The organism is Delftia sp. UME58 (assembly GCF_014170385.1).
Classification (GTDB): Bacteria; Pseudomonadota; Gammaproteobacteria; order Burkholderiales; family Burkholderiaceae_C; genus Comamonas; species Comamonas acidovorans.
On sequence record NZ_LZZV01000014.1, the window covers coordinates 24,708 to 42,155 of the forward strand.

Here is a 17,448-nt window from a genome sequence, read left to right on the forward strand (position 1 = left end):
CCAACGTTTCAAGGGAGCAAAGGTTCACAAAGGCTCAGGCTGCCGCCTTGGCCGCCAGGGCCAGCCACTGGCCTTGCAGCGTGGCCAGCAGCGGCTTGGGCAGCCGCGCCGGGTCGGCGCTGGCCCCGTATTCCTTGCTCAGGTCGTGCACGCGCAGGCCTTCCACGGCCACGGGCAGGCCCAGATCCAGGTAGGGCGGGAAATAGCCATGCGACAGCTCCAGGCTCAGCTCCAGCGCGGGCAGGCGCCACACATGCTCATTGATGCTGGGGCCATCGCCCACGGGGCCGGGCCGGTAGCCGAACTTCTTGAGCAGGCCGCCAAGCTGCTCCTGCGCCAGCGTGATCGGCGCAGGCGGCAGCAGCATGCCGTTCTTGAACTGGCCTGGCGCGGGCTGCTCGGCGCAGGCGCCCAGCTGGTCAACCAGGGGCTCCAGCTCATAGTCGGCCATGTAGGCCTGCCAGGCTTCGCGCTCGCCGGGCTGGGCCGTGGCCGGGTGCCAGAGGCTGATGCTGGAGCCAGCCGGCAGGGCCACGGTTTCATCCTCCACATCGACCAGCGAGAAGTCCTCGGCCAGGCGGAAGCTGGTGCGCGCCAGGCCCGGCGCATCCTCTGCGCGCCAGATCAGGCTGCGCCCCACGATGCGCAGCAGCGGGTGAGCCACGAACAGCCGCTGCCAGCGATCCAGCGGCCAGCGCTTGCCGCTGACCAGGGCGGCCAGCATGCGCGGCGCCTGCTGCTTGACCACGGTCTTGAGGCTGGTGGCCAGGGTCTTGAGCTGCGCGGTGGCCGCCTCCCATTCGGGCTTGAGCGCCTCGTCCTTGACCGCAGGAATGGTCTTGCTGGCCTTGTTTTTGTCGTTGATGACGCGCAGGCTCAGATCGCCCTGCAGCTCCACGCGGTAGCTCTGCGGCCCCACCGTGACCGTCAGGCCCTGGCCCAGGCCGAAGTCCGGCGTCAGCTCGTCGAAAAGTTCGGGCACGCGCATCGCCCTGCGCGCGGCGGCAGCGCGCAGGGCGATGCGCGCCGTGCGCTGCACCTGGTCCTTGAGCGAGCGCGACTCGGAGATCTCCTGCACGCGCAGCAGAGCGTAGAGGCTGTCCACCTCGCCCAGATGCTCGACGGCGGCGGCCGCGCGCTGCAGGCGCGGGCGGTTCCAGGCCTGGACGGCGGACACCAGCGCATCGACCACGCGGTCATCGGCATGGCCGGGCAGCAGCCTGAGCGCCCAGCGCTGCTTGGGTTCGCCCTCGGAAGCAATCCATTGCTGCACCAGGGCCAGCGCCAGGCGGGCACGGTTGTCGGCCGGAATGCGCGCCAGCAGCTCGCCGGCCAGCGGCGGCAGGCCGCCTTCGGCAATGGCGGACACATGCAGCAGCACGCGGGCCGCGTGTTCGGACAGCGGCGCACAAAGCGCCAGCAGCTCGGGCGTATCGAAGGGCTTGATGGCCGCGCTCAGGCGCTTGATGGAAGCGAGCTGGGCTTCCAGGTCCACGCCGCCAGCGGCAGACGCTGGCGATGCGGCATCTGCCTGGCTTTCATCCGATGCCGAGGCGCCCTGCCCTGTCAGGCCCAACTGCTGCAGCCGCTGCTGCACGCTGCTGGCCGAGGCCGCATCCAGCTTGCCGCCGGCCAGCAACTGCGCCAGCAAGGGACCGACAGCGGTGTCGGGGTGGGCCAGCAGCACGTCGCGGCAGGTCAGCAGCAGGTTCTTGGGCGGTTTGTTCAGCCAGCCGGCATCCACCAAGCTGGCCAGCGGAATATGGGCGGCCAGGCCGGCCATGGCAGCGCGCAGGCCCTTGGCGCTGCTGCCGGTGATGATGGCGGTCAGCGCAGGCATCGCGGCCTTCAGGCTGGCGGTGTCGAGCACGGGCAGCACATTGACCAGGTCCTTGACAGGCACCTCGGCCAGATCGGCCGGGCGGCGGGTCACCAGTTCGCGGATCACGCTGCGGTAGCGGCGCAGCTCGTCCTCGCGGTCGCAGCGCTGGGCCATGGCGGGCAGCAGCAGGGGCAGCAAGGCGGCATCGTCCTGCTTCATGACATGCATGGCCAGCGCCAGGCTGATCTGGTAGCGGCCATTCTCACGCAGCTGCTTGGCAAAGGGCGCGGGATCCTCGGCCACCAGGCGGTCCAGCAATTGCAATGCGCTCGTACGCTCGGCGCGCTGGGAGTAGGTCAATTGGCTGAGCAGCAGCGCGGCCAGTTCCTCTCGCCGGGGCGCGCCGGCACTGGCCCAGCGCTGCCCGATCAGGTCGGGATCATCTATGTAGGATTTGTCGAAGAGCTGGGGATGCTCGGCAAAGAAAGGCAGCCAGTCCTTCCAGCCCTGGCCCTTGGGCTGCATGGGCTGGCGCTCGTTGCGGTAGTGGTCCAGCACATCGTCGAACAGCTTGCCGCCCACGGCGGCGTAGCGCAGCAGGTCGGCATCGTTCAGCTGGGCGACCAGGGGCTTCCAGGCCGCGTGGTACTCATGGTTGCGGCGGAACCCGGCCTCCTCGCGCAGCACCAGCGCCCAGTCCAGCGTGGACGTCACCTCGCCATAGGGCATGCCGGGATAGCTGAGCCAGGGCAGCAGGCTGCCGAGCACCAAGCCTATGCCCTTGTACACAGGCAGGTCGGCGCTGCGGGCGTGGGCCAGCCATTGCTCGGCCAGCACGCGCACTTCGGCAGCCACATGGGCATTGGTCAGCTCCTCGCTGCGGCCCGACAGCACATGGCCGCGCGGCACGGTGAGCCGCGCAAAAGCCAGCCAGCGATCGCCGTCACGCGACCAGGGTGCGTCGCTGCCGCTCAGATGCCCCAGGATGTTGAGACAACGCTCCTCGCAGTCGCGCAGGAAGGTGCGGACCTCGTCGGCCCGCCCGTCATGCAGGCGGGCGTCGAGTTCGGCGGCAAAGGCCTCGTCGCTGAGGCCTTCATGCAGCCGGTCATAGAGATCGCTCAGGGAAGCCGCGTGAAGATCGGTAGTGCTCATGGGGATGAGGAGATGAACAATGTGGGCAGCCGCAAACCAGGGCCTGCCGGGATGGAGACGGGGGTGGAGCCTGCACCGGTCGGAAGCAAAAGCTCTTGATCCATCCGGACAGTCCCTCGGAAAACTCACAGATTCATGCCCTGCGTATGTCGTCAGCTTCGGAAAAATCTGTAGCGCCATCGGCAAGGGCTGCGCCATTGTTCCCCGGCACGCAGGCGGCGCGGGCGCCGGACTTGTCAGGTCGCGGGCACCGCCACTTGACAGGCTGTCAAGCAGGCGACTGCCGCCGCTGCGGGCCATGGACTGTACTGGGGGCTTTTCGCCCAGGCGTACTGCCCGGCCCCGCCATGCCGCCGATACCATGGACCGCGCCATGACACTGGAGCCTGACCATCTCATCGCCGCCGCAGCCGGTCTGGACCGCAGCGCCCGGCATGCGGCCGACCTACGGGGCATTGCACCCCGGGCCGGCGGCTCCCATGCCACCAGATGGAGATCGCCCAGGGCCTGTGCGCCCTGCGCTGAAGCCCCCAACCCAACAACCAGGACCCCGGAGACACCCCATGCCCCAGACGCACAAGCTCTTTGACGACGACGCCTACCTGGACCGCTGCGAAGCCACCGTGACGGCCGTCAGCGCCGAGGGCATCGAGCTCGATGCCACGGTCTGCTATGCCCGCAGCGGCGGCCAGGCCGGCGACACCGGCACGCTGACCCTGGCCGATGGCCGCAGCCTGGCCCTGATCGACACCGTCTATGCCGATGACCGTCAGCGCATCCTGCATGTGCTGCAGACCGATGCCCCGCCCCAGGTGGGCGAGCGCGTTCAGGTAGCCATCGATTGGGACAGGCGCCACCGGCTGATGCGCCTGCACACCTGCCTGCACCTGCTGGGCGTGCTGGTGCCTGTGCCCATGACGGGCTGCAGCATCTCGCCCGACTCGGCGCGCCTCGATTTCGACCTGCCCGAGTCCACGCTGGACAAGGCCGACCTGACCGAGCGCCTGAACGCCATGATCACTGCCGGCCATGCGGTGAGCGTGGACCGCATCACCCCAGCGCAGCTGGCCGCCCAGCCCGACCTGGTGCGCACCGCAGGCGCGGCGCCTCCGGGCGGCACGGCGACGATACGCATCATCGACATCCCCGGCCTGGACCGCCAGCCATGCGGTGGCACGCATGTGCGCAGCACGGCCGAGATCGGCACGGTGGCCGTCACCAGGATCGAGAAGAAAAGCCGCACCAACCGGCGTGTGGTGGTGCAGTTCACCTGAGACCGGCGCTCAGGACCTGTTGCCCATCTCAGGACATCCAGGTCCTGGGCGTGGCAAGGCCGCCCGTGCCTTGGTCTTGCGGCGCGTCATGGCCGGGCACTGCGCCATGCATCGGGCCATGGCCCTGCTTGAGCAGGTCGATGATCTCCTGGCGCTGCCGCTGCTCCACCGCGACCGACTGCAGCCTGAACAGCACATAGGGAATGATGGCGCTGGCGCAGGCCATGCCCGCCAGCGCCGCTTCCTGCGGCGCTCCGCTGACAAAGAACGCGGCCAGCAGAAAAATGACACCCATGGCTGCACCTATGAAAACAGTAACTCTCATAAATTTCCCCTATAGACTGCCGCTATCGTAACAAAATGCACGAAGCGTCTGCGGGAGAAATGGAAAAAAATGCAGGCATCGCACATCAGCCGATCCCTGCACCCGGACTTCAGCCATCGGCCAGCCCCATGTCCGCAACGCGCGACCGCCGGCGTACTTCCCCAGGCAGCATGCCATGCGCACGCCGGAAGGCGGCGCCGAAATGGCTCATGTTGCAGTAGCCGACCTGGCTGCCGGCCTCTGCTGCCGACATGCCGCCCACGGCGATCAGCTCCCAGGCCCTGCGCATGCGTTCGCGCTGCAACAGCACGAACACAGGCTCGCCGAACAACTGCTTGAAACCGCGCTTGAGCGCGAAGGTGTTGAGCCCGCATTCGTCGGCCAGTTGCTGCAGGGTGGGCGGATCGGCGATGTCGCTGAGCAGGCGATCACGCGCGTGCTGCAGCCGCTCGCGCGCCTGGCGCGGCAGCGTGCCTGCCTGGCTGGCCTGGCGCCGGCAGTCCTCGATCAGGCAGGCCAGCAGCTCCAGGCTCTTGGCCTCGCGCAGCAGGGCCAGCCGGTCGGGCGCGAGCAGCACCTCCTCCAGTTCCCTTGCCGCGCGCAGCGTGCGGGCGTCGCCTGCGGCCACGCGCAGGCCGCCGTCCCGGCGCAAGGCGTCGAAGAAGGCCTCGCCCTCCTCGCCAGCCAGGGCCTTGAGGCACTCGGGGTGCAGCAGCAGGCCCACATGATGGGCCTCGCCCACGAAGCGCGTGGTCCAGCGTGCGCCTGGCATGAAGCCCGCGACGGTCTGCCGTCCCTCGATGCGCATGCGCAAGCCCTCGGCATCGACATCCACGCCGTCCCTGAGCCAGACCGACAGGTGCAGCCTATGCTCGGAATCGGTCACGGTGATGGCTATCGGACTGGCGTACTCGCTGCGGCTGGCGAAGGCCGACAGTCCCTGCGCATTGGTATGGGCACCGCTGCGCTGCGGGCCGGCCGGCCACAGCTCGGGGCGTTGCATCAGGTCCGTCGGCAAATGGCCGGCCACATCGACCACGGGAATGTCTGGCATCAAAAACTCCTTCGCTGAGCACGAGCGCTCCCTCCTGGAGCACAGGATCTTAATGAGAATTATTAGCATCGTTGCACGCAAACCATTGGAATGACCATGCTTTCGACCTCGATGCGGCCACTGACCGCCCATTTGTGCCTGGCGCTTGCCGGCGGCGCCTTCACCTGCGGTGCCCGCGCCCAGCAGGACCCGGACGGCACCGCCGTACTGGACTCCGTCGTCGTGCGCTCCACCAAGCAGGAGCGCACGCTGCTGCAGACGGCCGCCAGCATCGACCTGGTCGATGGGCAGGCCGTGGAGCGCCAGGGTCTGCAGTCGCTGGCCGATGTCGCCCAGCAGCTGCCCAACGTCTATTTCACGGACTTCACGGGCAGCACGCCCACGCTGTCGCTGCGCGGACTGGGCTTTTCCGACGACGAGTCCGACAGCCTGAGCACCAGCGTGCTGATCGACGGCGTTCCCGTCTACGGCAATGCGCTGGGCACGCTGTTCGACCTGGATCGCATCGAGGTGCTGCGTGGCCCGCAGAGCACGCTGTATGGCCAGAACAGCATGGGTGGCCTGGTTTCGCTGCGCACGCGCGACCCGGGCCTGCAATGGGGCGGATCGGCCCAGTTCGACTACGGCAGCGGCAACCGCCGGCGCGCGAGCGCGGCCTTCGACATGCCGCTGGGCGAGCGCACGGGCCTGCGCCTGTCGCTGGGTAGCGAAGATGCCGATGGCCATGTGGACAACCGCGCGCTGGGCCGCAGCGACACGGCGGGCTGGAGCAGCCGCTTCGCACGGCTGAAGCTGTTGCATACCGACGGGGCGGGCGGCGAATGGCGACTGGGGCTGCACCATGCCAGGCGCGAGGGCGGCAATGACTTCTTCGTGTCGACAGCCCAGGCGCACGCCCATGAATCCGCGGCCAGCGATGCCGGGCGCAGCGACACCGACTACACGCTGCTGACGGGCGAGTACCAGCGCGCGCTGCGCGGTGGCCAGCGCCTGGCCATCACGCTGGGCGCCACCGAGGCGCACTGGAACTACTGGATGCCGCTGTCGCAGTACGGCGGGCCTTCGGGCTTCGACAGCCGCACACGGCAGTTCAGTGCCGAAGCCCGGCTGTCCAGCGCGTCGGCCCCGGTCGGCGGCCTGGACTGGATGGCGGGCGCCTATGCCTCGCGCATGGACAAGTCCGCGCCCTACCTGTTCGAGGTGCCCGGCTACATGCGCAGCGAGACCACGGCACGCGTGCGCGGTGCCACGGCCGCCGTGTTCGGCGAGCTGGGCTGGCGCCTTGCAGAGCGGTGGCGGCTGGCCGGCGCCTTGCGCCTGGAGCAGGACCGCCGCCGCATGGACTGGGCCAGCGACCAGAGCGGCTATTTCGACAGCGACGGCGACGGCGTGCCCGACACGCCCTACACCAGCGCCGACCGCATCGACGGCCTGCGCGTGCGCGACAGCGAATGGCTGCCGCGCCTGACGCTGGAGTGGACCCCGGCTGCGGAACAATTCGCCTGGCTCACTCTGGCACGCGGCTACAAGGCCTCGGGCTTCAATCTCTATGCCTACACGCCCTCCTCCGCGGCCACGCCCTATGCGCCCGAGTACGGCAACCATGTGGAGGCCGGCTGGCGCATGCGCGGCGCGGGCAACCGCTGGGACCTGGGCGCCACCGTGTTCCATACGCGGCTGCGTGACCAGCAGGTGGTGGTGATCGGCGCAGGCGGCGCCAGCCTGGTCAGCAACGCGGGCCGCTCCCACAGCGAGGGCGTGGAGCTGAATGCCGCGCTTCGGCCGACTGCGGGCCTGGAACTGCGGGGCTGCGCAGGCTGGGTGCGCGCGCAGTACGACGATTACGTCAAGGGCGGCGAGGACTTTGCGGGCCGGCAGTTTCCCAACACGCCGCGCCACAGCTTCGGCCTGGCGCTGAACTGGAAGCCCGCCGACGGCTGGGAGACCGGGGTGTCCGTGCGCCGCGTGGGCAGCTCGGCCCTGTATCCCGACAGCACGGTGACCAACGCGGCCTACACCCTGGTCGATGCCCATGTGAGCTTCCGCGCAGGCCGCTGGACGCTGGGCCTGTACGGCAAGAACCTTGGCGATGCGAAATACCTGGTGCGTGCGCTCGATGCCCGCACCGTCGTGGCCGGCGCGCCGCGCACCCTGGGCGTGCGCGCCTCGGTCGATTTCTGAGGGCGGCGGCATGAATCCCATCGATCAAGCCGGCATGGCCTTGCCGGCCACCCCAGCTTCGCTCGCCACCGAGTACCGCGCCCTGGCGCTGATGTACACGGCCCAGGGCCTGCCCACAGGTCTGGCCTTTCACGCGCTGGGCACGCTGATGCGCCAGGGCGGCCATGGCGTGGCAGAAGTGGGCCTGGTGGGCCTGGCCTTTCTGCCCTGGGCGCTGAAGTTCCTATGGGCTGCGCCCGTGGACAACGCCTGCGCACGCTGGGGCCATGCCCGCGTGGTGGGCGTCACCCAGGCGCTGGCCGTGCTGGCCTGCCTGGCGCTGATCGCGCTACCGCCCTCTCAGGGCCTGCATGCCACGCTGGCCGCCGTGCTCGCGCTCAATACGCTGGCGGCAACGCAGGACATTGCCACCAATGCCTATGCCGTGGCGCGGCTGCAGGGCAGGTCCGCCGGGCCGGCCAATGCCATCCAGGTGGCGGGCTTCATCGCGGGCATGCTGGTCGGCGGCGGCGGCCTGCTGATGGTCGTGGACCGCTGGGGCTGGCAGGCGGCCATGGGCGGCATGGCCGCCCTGATGCTGGCGCTGTACCTGCCGCTGGCGCTGTACCTGCCGCTGGCGCTGGATACGCGCTGGGCATCGGCATCGCCGAACCGGGCGGCCCCGGGCGGCGGCGACAGGCCGCCACCCGCCCGTCTGCGCGATCTGCGCCGCCATTCGGATCTGGCCTGGGCGCTGATGCTGGCCCTGGTGTTCAAGTTCGCCAGCACGGCCGTGGAGACGCTGGCCCAGCCCTGGCTGGTGGACCGGGGCTTGAGCCTGTCGCAGATCGGTTTGCTGCAGACGCTGAAGCTGCTGGCCACGGCCGCCGGCGGCGTGCTGCTGGGCATTGCGCTGGTGCGCCGGCTGGGCAACCGACGCGCCGTGGCCTTCAGTTGCGCACTGGCCACGGCACTGCTGGGAACGACCTGGGCCATGGAGTTGCTGGACGTGCGCAATCTGCCGCTGCTGTGCTTGGCCTTCGGCATGGAGTCCGTCGCGGCAGGCGCCATGTATGTGGCCATCTGGGCGCTGTTCATGAACTGGGCTTCGCCCGAGCGGCCAGGCACCGACTACACGGCCATGCAGTGCTGCGAGAGCCTGGCCAATGCCGCGGCTGCCGGCGCCATTGGCAGCCTGGGCGCCAGCCAGGGCTATGGTTGGGCCTTTGCCGCCGCCTGGGCCGCAGGCCTGGCCGTGCTGCTGCTGATCTGGGCCGCGCTGCCACGCATCCGGCTGCAGCAGGATGCACCGCGATGAAGGCCGGCCCCGACCGTTCCCGCCCGTTGGGCTTCGTGGCCCTGGTGCGCATGGCGCCCATTTCCCTGTCGCTGGCCGCACTGCTGGCCGTGGCCTCGACAGCGCTGTCGCTGGCGCCCTTCTGGATGCTCTACCGCATTGCGCTGGAACTGGCGGCGCCGCAGGCCGATGCGGATCAGATCCGTGCGCTGGCGACGCAGGCCCTGCTGCTGGTCATGGCACGCTGGCTGCTGATGGCGCTGTCGCACGGCTTTGCCCACTGGGGCGCCTTTGCCGTGCTGTACCGGCTGCGCCTGGCCATGGCAAACCGCCTGTCCCAGGTGCCTCTGGGCTTTTTTGCGCGCAGGGGCAGCGGCGCGCTGCGCAAGACCGTGATCGACGACAGCCAATCCATGGAGGGCTTTCTGGCCCACATGCTGCCTGACGCGGCCGCCGCCGCAGCGGCTCCACTGGCCGCGCTGGCGCTACTGTTCCTGGCCGACTGGCGCCTGGCCCTGGCCTCGCTGGCACCGCTGCCAGTAGCATTGGCATACCAGGCCCACATGCTCAGGGGCTCCGAGGAACGCATGCAGCAGTGGCATGCCGTGCAGGAACGCATTTCCACGCAGATCGTCGAGTACCTGCGCTCCATGCCCGTGGTCAAGGTCTTCGGGCTGGACGCGCGGGCCTTCGGCGACTTCTCGCAGGCCATCGATGCCGCCGTGCAGTGGGTGGAGCGCCATGCGGCCGAATCGGCGGGCGGCTGGGCGGCCTTCATGGCCCTGCTGTCGGCCAACCTGGTCATCGTCGCGCCGCTGGGCGCATGGCTGCATGCGAGCGGCGAGGTGGACACGGCCACCGTCGTGCTGTTCCTGCTGGTCGCCCCCGTGGTGCTGCAGCCGCTGCTGCGCCTGACCTTTGCCTTTGGCGAGCAGGCCAGGCGCAGCCCGGCCCTGGCCCGCATGGACGAGGTGCTGCGTGCCGAAGTGCTGCCCGAGCCGACGGAGCTGGCCATGCCCAGCCTGCCCGCGCGGCAGGCGCTGCACGGCATCGCCTTCGAGAACGTGCACTTCGCCTATGAGCAGGCCGGCGTGCTGAACGGCATTCGCTTCGAGGCACCGGCGGGCCGCGTGACGGCCTTGGTCGGCCCTTCGGGTGCGGGCAAGAGCACGGTCGCGCGCCTGGTGCCGCGCCTGGCCGAGGCTACGGCAGGCAGCGTGCGCGTGGGCGGCCGCAATGTGCGCGACTGGCCCCAGGACGAACTGCTGGCACGCATTGCCATCGTGTTCCAGGAAGTACATCTGTTTCACGGCAGCGTGCGCGACAACCTGCGCATCGCGCGGCCCGATGCCAGCGATGCCGCACTGCGCGAGGCGGCCCGCACGGCACGCGCGCTGGACTTCATCGAGCGGCTGCCACAGGGCTGGGACACGCCACTGGGCGAGCGTGGCGCGCGGCTGTCGGGCGGTGAGCGCCAGCGGCTGTCGATCGCGCGCGCCCTGCTGCGCGACGCACCCATCCTGCTGCTGGACGAGGCCACGGCACATGCCGACGCCGAGAGCGAACTGCTGATCCAGCAGGCGCTGAGCCAGGCCTGCCGCGGTCGCACGGTGCTGATGATTGCCCACCGGCTGCAGACCGTGGCCGAGGCGGACCACATCGTCGTTCTGGATGGTGGCCGCGTCGTCGGCCAGGGCCGGCACGCATCCCTGCTGGCCGATTGCCCGCTGTACCGCCAGCTGTGGGATGACCAGCAGCGCAGCGCCGGCTGGCAGCTGCGGCCCGCCGAAGAGCCACCATTCAAAGAAACGGCAGAAGAGGAAATGACAGAAAAAGGAGAACGGCCATGATCCGCGAACTGATGCGCGCCGGCCAGGAACTGGCGGGTGGCCGGCCCGATCCGCGCCTGCGCCGTGGCCTGGCCTGGGCGGCTGCCGAGTCGGTGTTCAGCACCCTGCCCTATCTGCTGCTGTGGTGGCTGCTGAACGGGCTGCTGCAGGACCGCCTTGCCAGCGGCCAGATCGCCACCGTGGCCCTGGGCCTGCTGGCCTGCCTGGCCGCGCGCATTGCCTGCGCGCGCCAGGCCATGCCCAGCACGTTTGCAGGAGCCTACGCCACCATGGGCCGGGCCAGGCTGCGGCTGGCCGACCATCTGAGGACCTTGCCGCTGGGCTGGTACGCCGGGCAGCGCACGGGCAGCCTGGCGGGCTCGCTGGTGAGCGACCTGCTCGTGGTCGAGGACATCTGGGCGCACTTTCTGGGCGTGTTCTTTGGTGGCCTGCTGGTGCCGCTGCTGGTGACGGTGCTGCTGGTGGCGCTGGACTGGAAGCTGGGCCTGGCCGTTGCGGCCTCGCTGCCGCCGGCCTTCGGCCTGCTGGTGTTCGCCCAGCACCTGCTGACCGGGCTGGCCGCCCGGCTGCAGGCCGCCAATGCACGCGGCCAGGCCGAGGTGCTGGACTATGTGCAGGGCATTGCCGTGGTGCGGGCCTTCGGGGGCCGCAGCGGCGGCCTGGCCTTCCAGCGCCTGTCGAAGGCGCTGGACGCCATGCGCCTCCAGGCGCTGGCCATCGAGCTGTGGCCCGCGCCGCTGATGGTGCTGTTCGGCTTTGCGGTCGAGGCCGGCTTTGCGCTGGCCGTGTGGTGGGGCGCGCAAAGGCTGGGCCATGACCTGGACGGCACGACCTTGCTGCTGCTGGCCGTGCTCGCGCTTGCGGTCTATCGCCAGCTCTACGAAGTGGGCCTGGCCATGATGCAGCTGCGCTTCGCGCGCCAGTCACTGGGCCGCCTGCGCGCACTGCTGGCCGAGTGCGGCCTGCCCGAGCCCGCCCGGCCCGCAGTGCCGGACACGCACGGCATCGTGTTCGACCAGGTGGTCTTCGGCCATGCTCCCGGAGCGCCCGTGCTGCACGGCATCAGCTGCACCCTGGGCGGGGGCGAGGTCACGGCCATCGTGGGTCCCAGCGGAGCGGGCAAGAGCACCCTTGTGCACCTGATCGCGCGGCTGTGGGAGGTGGACGGTGGCGCCATCCGCATCGGCGGCCACGACCTGCGGGCCATCGGAAGCCAGGCACTGCACAGCCAGGTCTCCATGGTGTTCCAGGAGGTGATGCTGTTTTCAGGCTCGGTGCACGACAACATCGCGCTGGGCAGGCCGGACGCGCCACGCGCGGCCGTGGAACGGGCGGCCCGCCAGGCCGGCGCCCATGGCTTCATCATGGAACTGCCCCAGGGCTACGACACGCCCCTGGGCGAGAACGGCGCCCGCCTGTCGGGCGGCGAGCGCCAGCGCATCAGCATTGCGCGCGCCCTGCTCAAGGATGCCCCCATCCTGCTGCTGGACGAGGTCACGGCCAGCCTGGACGCCTCCTGTGCAGCCGGCATACAGCAGGCCCTGAGCCAGCTGGCGCGTGGCCGCACCGTGGTGGTCATTGCCCACCGGCTGCGTTCCATACGCTCGGCCGACCGCATCCTGGTGATGGACGAAGGGCGGCTGGTCGAACAGGGGCGGCACGACGAGTTGATGGAGCGCCAGGGTCTCTATGCGCGGCTGTGGCGATGCCAGGAGCAGGCGGCGCGCTGGCGCGTAGCAGGGCCTGAGCACGGCATGAGCAACGCACTATTGCTCCGTCAAGCACAAGTCTCTGAACCGGACTGAATTGATTCAAATCAACCCGCCTGCCAAGATCCTGTCTATGCTAGAGGCAGCCATACAAAGCATCCATGGCGACAGGCCGCCTGCCGGTCCATGGCCCTCGGATGCCAGCCACCTCACCCGCTTTTCAAGGAGAAAACAATGGCAAAGCAATGGAAGCCCGTCCTCTTGGCCCTCGCAATGACCGCCGTCGCCGCCCCTGTGCTGGCTGCCGACTGCGCCGTCGAGATCGAAGGCAACGACGCCATGCAGTTCAACAAGCCCACCATCAGCGTGCCCGCCAGCTGCAAGCAGTTCACGGTCAAGCTCAAGCATGTGGGCAAGCTGCCCAAGACTGCCATGGGCCACAACTGGGTGCTGAGCAAGACGGCCGACCTGCAGCCCGTGGCCAATGACGGCATCGCCGCCGGCGCCGCCAAGGACTTCGTGAAGGAAAAGGATGCCCGCGTGATCGCCCATACCAAGGTGATCGGCGGCGGCGAGAGCGATTCCGTGACCTTCTCCACCGCTGCCCTGAAGGCCGGCGAGGCCTACAGCTACTTTTGCTCCTTCCCCGGCCACTCCGCGCTGATGAAGGGCACGCTGACGCTGGCCAAGTAAGCCGGCGATCTGCCTTGGCGCGGGGCTCTCGTCCCGCGTTCAAACCGGCGGCACTTCGGTGCCGCCTTTTGTTTTCAAGGGCGCGCAAAGCGGCTTGCCTGCCGCGCTCCGTGCCATGGCGATGCCGCCTTGAACGCCAGTGTCAGTGCCGGCTTGCGGCCCTTCCATGCGGGCGGCCCTGCATTTCCACGCAGCCCTTTTGCATCAGGCGCAGCAGCAGCTGGGTCCAGCTGGCGTCGGCCCATTTGGCGCTTTCCAGCACCAGGGAGCGCGCGGCCTGCAGGCCGTCGCCGGGCTGCAGCTCCACGCGGAAACTGCCGCGTTCGCGCTGTGCCGTGACGGCCACCACGCTGCCCAGCAGCGCAATGTCATGCGAAGGCCTGGGGCCCTGCGGGCCGTCCAGGTCCACGCGCAGCACGCAGCCGGGACGCAGTTCGTAGGTCCAGCGATGGTCGGCATGGCCGGCCGCGCCCATGAGGTTCATTTCGGCCAGCCGCTGCTCCTGGGTCATGTCGTAGGGGCTGATGATGGGCGCCTGCTGCTGCGGGTAGCCCTGCACGCCGTCCAGGCAGGCGGCCATGAAGACCACGGCCGCCGCGCATGCCAGCAGTTTCCATGCGCCGCGCGGGCCCCGGCGTTCAGCGCACGGCATGGGCCGCACCGCCGTCTTCATCACCCGGCACCTGCAGCGACACGTCCACGCGCATGGCCAGCACCTTGTCGATGGCCTTGCCGTCCATGTCCACCACCTCGAAGCGCCAGCCCTCCCATTGCACGGTGTCGGTGACACGCGGCAGCCGGCCCGTGAGCAGCATGACCATGCCGGCCAGCGTGTGGTAGCGGCCGCGCTCTTCCTCGGGCACGGTGGCCAGCTCCAGCCGGTCCTTGAGTTCGGGCACAGGAATGTGGCCGTCCAGCAGCCAGCTGCCGTCCTCGCGCTGCAGCGCCCAGGAGTTGCGCGGATCGCGGGGCTGGAATTCGCCCGTGATGGCCTCCACCAGGTCCTGCAGGGTGACGATGCCCTGGACCTCGCCGTACTCGTCGATCACAAAGGCCATGTGCACGTCGGACAGGCGAAAGCTCTCCAGCAACTCCATGCCGGTGATGGTCTCGGGCACATAGAGCGCGGTCTGCATGGGCTGGTCCGTGAGGCCCTGCTCCTTGCCCTGCAGCGCGCGCGACAGCCACTGGCGCGCGTTGAGCACGCCGATGATGGAGTCCATGCCGCCGCGCACCACCGGAAAGCGCGCATGGTCGGACTGCTCGATCACGCGCAGGTTGTCCTCGAACGACGCATCGGCATCCAGGCAGACCACGTCGCTGCGCGGCACCATGAGCGAGCCGATCTGGCGGTCGTCAAGGCGGAACACATTGCGCACCATGGTGTGCTCGTGCGATTCGATGACGCCGGCCGTCGTGCCTTCGGCCAGCATGGCGTGGATTTCTTCCTCGGTGACGGCGCTGCCGCTGTTTTCCTTGACGCCCAGCAGGCGCAGCAGCGCATGGGTGGACACGGACAGCAGCACCACGAAGGGCTTGGTCAAATGGGCCAGCCAGTTGACGGGGCGTGCGATCAGGCGCGCAAAGGTCTCGGGGTAGGTCTGGCCGATGCGCTTGGGCACCAGCTCGCCGACGACGATGGAGAAGTAGGTGATCAACACCACCACCAGCGCCGTGGCCGTGTAGCCGCCATAGGGTGCGGGCACGCCCATGCGCTGCAGCCACTCGGCCAGCGGGGCGGCCAGCGCGGCCTCGCCGACGATGCCGTTGAGCACGCCGATGGAGGTGATGCCGATCTGGATGGTGGACAGAAAGCGCGTGGGGTCGGCCCCCAGCTGCGCGGCGGCGGCGGCGCCGGCATCGCCTTCGTCAATGAGTTTTTGCAGGCGCGCCTTGCGCGCCGTCACCAGCGCGATCTCGGACATGGCGAAGACGCCATTGAGCAGGATCAGCGCAAAAAGTATGGCAATTTCCATGATGCGTGTTGTGGGAACCGGGAGCCGCAGCTGCGGCAGAAAGGGCCCATGCGGCGATGGGTCCGGGAAGAAGGAAAGCCAGGGGCCGGCCAGGCAGCCGGGCATTCAGGACAGGGGCCGGAAGCGGCAGAGGTACCGCAGGCGCAGGGCACTGCAGGTCAGAAAAACGGCAATGTGGGATCAGCCTGCCCGGGGAGGCCGGTCGGGCGGGGCCAGGCTGCGCCACGGGCCTTCGCGCAGGCTGGCGGTGATGTGGCGCCCCGCCTGCAGGCGGGGTGCCGGCATGCCGTCCACGGCATGCACGACATCGGGGAGGTCCTGCTGGTCGTCCATCAGCGCGTGGTCGAAGTCGTCGAGCAGGGAGGCCGTGTCCACCCGGGGCGCCGCCACGCGCTCCGGGCCGGCGCAGGCGGCGCGCGGGTGGACACCGGGCGGCTCGCATGGCTCGTGCGGCAGGGCGCGCCATGGCGCAAGCCCCAGCGTGGACAAGGCCACGCTGACGACGAAGTGCAGGGAGAAAACCGCGATGAACCATCTGGGCATGGTCCCCGGATTCTATCCATGCCCGTGACCCGCAGACAGGCAGGCCGCCTGTCCAACGCTGTTCGCCGCTTCCTACAAGCGGCGCGCCTGCGCCGTGGAAACATGCGCCACGGCCCACTCTCCGCCTTCTGCCATGAAAGCCATCCATACCCTTTTCACCGTGTTGCACGCACTCATCGCGCTGCTGTTTTCGCTGGCCGCCATGGCCCTGCTCTGGATCGCGGGCCTGAAGGGCTGGAACGCCATGGCGCATGGCGTGGATGGCGAATCGGGCCTGCGCATCGTCGAGGCGCTGGGCATCCTGGCCTCCGGCGTGGTTGCACTGCAGATCGCCCAGACCATCACCGAAGAGGAGGTCATACGCGAAGCCCACATCAGCGGCCCCACGCGCGTGCGCCGCTTTCTCTCGCGCTTTCTGGTGGTGCTGGTCGTCGCCCTGGCCGTGGAGGCCCTGGTCGCTGCCTTCAAGACGCAGGAAGAGCCGGCCCACCTTCTCTATCCCGCCGCCCTGGTCAGCGCCGTGGGCGTCCTGCTGCTGGGCTGGGGCGCCTTCATCCACCTCAATCGCTCCGCCGAGGAACTGGAGCCCGAGGCCATGGAAGAAGCCAAGGGCGAGGACCACAAGGTCAACAAGTCGTGAGGGCCAGACCCGCACACGCAAGGGTTGACAGGCCGCAGCGCCGGCCTCAGGATGCGCGGATGGTTTTTGCCACGCACCGCCTCACGACCACCACCACGACCGCCAACGGCGGACCGTGGACGGATACCTGAGCGCCGCAAGGCAGCCACCATCCCCCAAGGCCCCGCCCACGATGGACGGGGCCTTTGCGTTTCTCCGTGCATCCAGGGCATCACCGGAGAGACTTCATGCAGATTCCCGCTTCCGCCCCTTCCACCCCTTCCGTCGCGTCCGCAGCTTCCTCCCCCTCCTCGACGGCCGTACCGGACGGCCCACGGCGTGCCCTGCTCGTCATCGACATGCAGCTAGGTCTTTTCAACGGCAGCGATGCGCCGTTCGACAAGGACCGCGTGCTGGCGAACACCCGACAACTGATCGCCCGCGCCCGTGAAGCCGGCGCGCCCATCTTCGCCGCGCGCCACACCGGCCCTGCAGGCTCGCCGATCGCCCCCGGCAGCCCGCTCACGCAACTGCTGCCGCAGCTGGGCATCGATGCGCAGCGGGACCGCGTCTTCGACAAGACACGGCCCAGCTGCTTCCAGGGCACCGGCATGGCCGCCTGGCTTGCCGAAGCCGGCATTGCCGAACTGGTCATCGCCGGCATGAAGACCGAGTTCTGCGTGGACACCACCTGCCGTGCCGCAGCCGGCCTGGGTTTCCGCCCGGTGCTGGTGGCGGATGCCCATACCACCACCGATTCGCCGCTGCTGCAGGCCGAGCTCATCATCGGCCACCACAACCGCACGCTGGGCGGTGCCTTTGCGCAACTGATACAGACTGCGGACTGCCGGTTCTGAACGGACTTCGCGCATGATGGCCCTGGCAGCGTCGCGGGTCGTGCCGTGGCAGCCTTGCATCCAACCAATATGAATGATTCCCGCTAACTTGTTCATGACGTGCGCAGGCCTGGC

Annotated in this window: 14 protein-coding genes; 8 read left to right on the forward strand and 6 right to left on the reverse strand. The window is 69.1% G+C overall.

Features of this window, described 5'->3' with window-relative positions:
- Positions 1–34: 34 nt before the first annotated feature.
- Positions 35–2,977 (reverse strand): DUF4132 domain-containing protein, encoded by a 2,943-nt coding sequence (locus tag A9976_RS05650; RefSeq protein ID WP_183018194.1) that lies wholly within the window; start codon positions 2,975–2,977, stop codon positions 35–37.
- Positions 2,978–3,540: 563 nt separating this feature from the next.
- On the opposite strand from A9976_RS05650, the gene A9976_RS05655 reads away from it, so the two are divergent.
- Entirely contained in the window at positions 3,541–4,251 is a 711-nt protein-coding gene (locus A9976_RS05655; protein ID WP_183018195.1) for an alanyl-tRNA editing protein, read from the forward strand.
- A 28-nt stretch (positions 4,252–4,279) separates the two neighbouring features.
- On the opposite strand, the gene A9976_RS05660 is transcribed toward A9976_RS05655, so the two are convergent.
- Positions 4,280–4,546, reverse strand: coding sequence for a hypothetical protein (locus A9976_RS05660; RefSeq protein ID WP_183018196.1), 267 nt, complete (start codon positions 4,544–4,546; stop codon positions 4,280–4,282).
- Positions 4,547–4,685: 139 nt separating this feature from the next.
- Entirely contained in the window at positions 4,686–5,630 is a 945-nt protein-coding gene (locus A9976_RS05665; protein ID WP_183018197.1) for an AraC family transcriptional regulator, read from the reverse strand.
- A 96-nt stretch (positions 5,631–5,726) separates the two neighbouring features.
- On the opposite strand from A9976_RS05665, the gene A9976_RS05670 reads away from it, so the two are divergent.
- The 5 genes from A9976_RS05670 (at position 5,727) to azu (ending at position 13,339) form a co-directional block, all read left to right on the forward strand.
- Positions 5,727–7,811 carry a TonB-dependent receptor gene (locus tag A9976_RS05670; protein ID WP_183018198.1) on the forward strand — a complete coding sequence of 695 codons (2,085 nt, stop codon included), beginning with the start codon at positions 5,727–5,729 and terminating at the stop codon, positions 7,809–7,811.
- Positions 7,812–7,821: 10 nt separating this feature from the next.
- Complete coding sequence (locus tag A9976_RS05675; RefSeq protein WP_183018199.1) at positions 7,822–9,108, forward strand: MFS transporter; 1,287 nt, start codon at positions 7,822–7,824, stop codon at positions 9,106–9,108.
- A complete protein-coding gene (locus A9976_RS05680; RefSeq protein ID WP_183018200.1) occupies positions 9,105–10,937 on the forward strand; it encodes an ABC transporter ATP-binding protein in 1,833 nt (610 codons plus the stop codon). The genes A9976_RS05675 and A9976_RS05680 overlap by 4 nt, the downstream gene beginning before the upstream one ends.
- On the forward strand, positions 10,934–12,742 hold the full coding sequence (locus tag A9976_RS05685) for an ABC transporter ATP-binding protein (protein ID WP_183018201.1): 1,809 nt from the start codon (positions 10,934–10,936) through the stop codon (positions 12,740–12,742). The genes A9976_RS05680 and A9976_RS05685 overlap by 4 nt, the downstream gene beginning before the upstream one ends.
- A gap of 138 nt (positions 12,743–12,880) precedes the next feature.
- Positions 12,881–13,339, forward strand: a complete 459-nt coding sequence (gene azu / locus A9976_RS05690) for an azurin (RefSeq protein WP_012206029.1) — start codon at positions 12,881–12,883, stop codon at positions 13,337–13,339.
- A gap of 142 nt (positions 13,340–13,481) precedes the next feature.
- Here the strand turns inward: azu and A9976_RS05695 are convergent, their stop codons facing one another.
- From A9976_RS05695 to A9976_RS05705, 3 genes are all read right to left on the reverse strand, one after another.
- The gene (locus A9976_RS05695; protein WP_183018202.1) at positions 13,482–13,991 is read right to left on the reverse strand and encodes a hypothetical protein; all 510 of its coding nucleotides are present in this window, start codon (positions 13,989–13,991) and stop codon (positions 13,482–13,484) included.
- Positions 13,978–15,315, reverse strand: coding sequence for a hemolysin family protein (locus A9976_RS05700; protein ID WP_183018203.1), 1,338 nt, complete (start codon positions 15,313–15,315; stop codon positions 13,978–13,980). Before A9976_RS05700 ends, A9976_RS05695 begins: the two co-directional genes overlap by 14 nt.
- A gap of 180 nt (positions 15,316–15,495) precedes the next feature.
- Complete coding sequence (locus tag A9976_RS05705) at positions 15,496–15,858, reverse strand: hypothetical protein (RefSeq protein ID WP_183018204.1); 363 nt, start codon at positions 15,856–15,858, stop codon at positions 15,496–15,498.
- Between the two features lie 133 nt (positions 15,859–15,991).
- Here A9976_RS05705 and A9976_RS05710 point away from each other — a divergent pair, with 133 nt between their 5' ends.
- Both A9976_RS05710 and A9976_RS05715 read left to right on the forward strand, forming a co-directional pair.
- On the forward strand, positions 15,992–16,498 hold the full coding sequence (locus A9976_RS05710) for a hypothetical protein (RefSeq protein WP_088164484.1): 507 nt from the start codon (positions 15,992–15,994) through the stop codon (positions 16,496–16,498).
- A gap of 227 nt (positions 16,499–16,725) precedes the next feature.
- A complete protein-coding gene (locus A9976_RS05715) occupies positions 16,726–17,334 on the forward strand; it encodes a cysteine hydrolase family protein (protein WP_183018205.1) in 609 nt (202 codons plus the stop codon).
- The last annotated feature ends 114 nt before the right edge of the window (positions 17,335–17,448 follow it).